Consider the following 2,030-nt stretch of genomic DNA (forward strand, 5'->3'; position numbering starts at 1 on the left):
ACGTATTCGAATACTTTATGAGGAATCCGACTGGTTGCTGGAACACGTGCTGGGCTTTGATTTCGATATAGAGTTAGCCATACGCTATGGCAGAGCGGCTCTTGATGATCTTCAAGCTATGGACGACCCCACTGATGATCAGATCGAAGAGATTTTCTCAGCCTTGGCAAATTTAAGGGATAAACTTTTGTCTTGTCTCGTAAAAGTATCTCCCCGAGAACGCCACGCAATCGAGAACCTAACCGACCGAATCGACATTTTTATTTTTCATCACCGACTGTAATATTATGAAAACCCTAGCCCAAATAATCACCGAGCAGCGTGAACAAAAGCAGATTAGCCAAACCCAATTGGCCACTCTTTCGGGTATAAATCAGGCTCATATTTCGCGCATCGAAAGCGGTAAAAGTAAACCCACTATGCCCACCGTCTTTCGCATTTGCAAAGCTTTGGATATCGACCCCTTGATATTGGCTGATGTTTTAGCCCAGGAATTCCGGACCTTCATGAGGGATAATTCTTCGACGAGATCCGAGGCGTCTGTTTGATACCGTCGCCTCAAACCTGGCCTGTGATACTTTGGTAACTGAGCATTCACCTTTTCCAAGTACATTCGTCGGAATAGAATAATCCTGACAAGTTAGCCTGTCCAAAGACATCATGTGTAAAAACTACCTATTCAAGTACCTCCTGCTCCCGCTGCTTCTCTCCGGCTGCTCCGTCTCCCGCTACATCCACAAAGAGGTCAAAAACTCGCCCGTTCTCTCCCAGCACCACGTCGGAATTTCGGTGTACGATCCCGCCAAACAGAAAACGCTGGCTTCCTACCAGGATGATAAGTACTTCACGCCCGCTTCCAATACCAAGTTGTTTAGCTTCTACGCCGCGCTGACGGCTCTGGGCGATTCAATTCCGGGCCTGGAATACCAACTGCAAGACAGCGTCCTCGTGTTCCGCGGCACGGGCGACCCGTCGTTGCTGCATCCTGATTTGCCCAAGAGCGCAGTGTTCAATATTTAGAAAAATAGAAAAGAAAAACTCCTGGTCTCGACCGCCAACACCGACAACCCGACCTACGGGCCCGGCTGGTCGTGGGACGACTACAACGACTACTACCAGGCCGAGCGTTCGCCGCTGCCCGTGTATGGCAATATCGCCCGATTCACCAGTCCGTCGGGCCTCTACGTGCGGGTGCAACCCGAGTTTTGGCAGGATTCGCTGGATCTGGACACGACCGTCGTGGGTTTGGTGCGCGACCGCTACCGCAATCATTTCCGTCGCTCGCTTAACGCCCTGCCCAGCGGTCTGGAGCAGGATATTCCGGTTCGCACATCGAACCAACTAACCGCCGCGCTCTTGTCCTACGGATTGAAAAAAGAAGTAAAGCTGACCGACAAAGAATTTCCCGGTCCGTGGAAAACGGTGAACAGCATCCCGTCCGACTCGCTCTACAAACGCATGATGGAGGTGAGCGACAACATGATGGCCGAGCAAACGATGCTACTCTACGCCGCCGCCCACGGCCTGCCACTCAACACTACGCAAGCCATCGAACATGCCAAAACCAGCATCCTGGCAGACTTACCCGACCACCCACTCTGGCGCGACGGCTCGGGCCTCTCGCGCTATAACCTTTTCACACCCCGCACGATGATCGCCCTGCTGGGCAAAATCTCTCAGAAGATTCCTCAGGAAAGGCTCTTCAACATTCTCCCGGCGGGCGGTGCCACAGGAACACTAAGGAATATGTTTAAAGGCCAGGAAGCCTTCGTCCACGCCAAAACGGGTAGTTTGAGCAATGTCTATTGCCTGAGTGGCTACCTCGTCACGAAGAAGGGGAAATTGCTTTATTTTAGCTTCATGAACAACAATTTCGCGCGCCCCACGTCCGAAATTCGTACGGAAGTAGCGCGCGTGCTGACGGGGTTGCGGGATCGGAATTGAACTTCCTACCTCTCCTCCCATTCCCTTCCCGTACAATAAATCGTATTCTTCCCGTTCCGGCGAATCAGGACGTAGATTTTGTAAGT

General features: G+C 51.8%; 4 protein-coding genes. All 4 read left to right on the forward strand.

The window, feature by feature from the left end:
- Nucleotides 1–283: hypothetical protein (locus ACEW8P_RS23620; RefSeq protein ID WP_373515524.1), on the forward strand; the 283-nt coding region annotated here is incomplete at its 5' end.
- A 4-nt stretch (nt 284–287) separates the two neighbouring features.
- A complete protein-coding gene (locus ACEW8P_RS23625; RefSeq protein WP_373515525.1) occupies nt 288–548 on the forward strand; it encodes a helix-turn-helix domain-containing protein in 261 nt (86 codons plus the stop codon).
- 112 nt (nt 549–660) lie between these two features.
- A complete protein-coding gene (locus ACEW8P_RS23630; RefSeq protein ID WP_373515526.1) occupies nt 661–1,020 on the forward strand; it encodes a D-alanyl-D-alanine carboxypeptidase in 360 nt (119 codons plus the stop codon).
- A gap of 120 nt (nt 1,021–1,140) precedes the next feature.
- Nucleotides 1,141–1,944 carry a D-alanyl-D-alanine carboxypeptidase gene (locus tag ACEW8P_RS23635; protein ID WP_373515527.1) on the forward strand — a complete coding sequence of 268 codons (804 nt, stop codon included), beginning with the start codon at nt 1,141–1,143 and terminating at the stop codon, nt 1,942–1,944.
- Nucleotides 1,945–2,030: the final 86 nt, after the last annotated feature.

The organism is Persicitalea sp. (genome assembly GCF_041751555.1).
Taxonomy (GTDB): Bacteria; Bacteroidota; Bacteroidia; order Cytophagales; family Spirosomataceae; genus Persicitalea.

What these genes read in the sequence shown, in the direction of transcription:
- ACEW8P_RS23625 (WP_373515525.1), top strand. Translation starts at nt 288, where the DNA reads ATGAAAACCCTAGCCCAAATAATCACCGAGCAGCGTGAACAAAAGCAG.
- ACEW8P_RS23630 (WP_373515526.1), top strand. Translation starts at nt 661, where the DNA reads ATGTGTAAAAACTACCTATTCAAGTACCTCCTGCTCCCGCTGCTTCTC.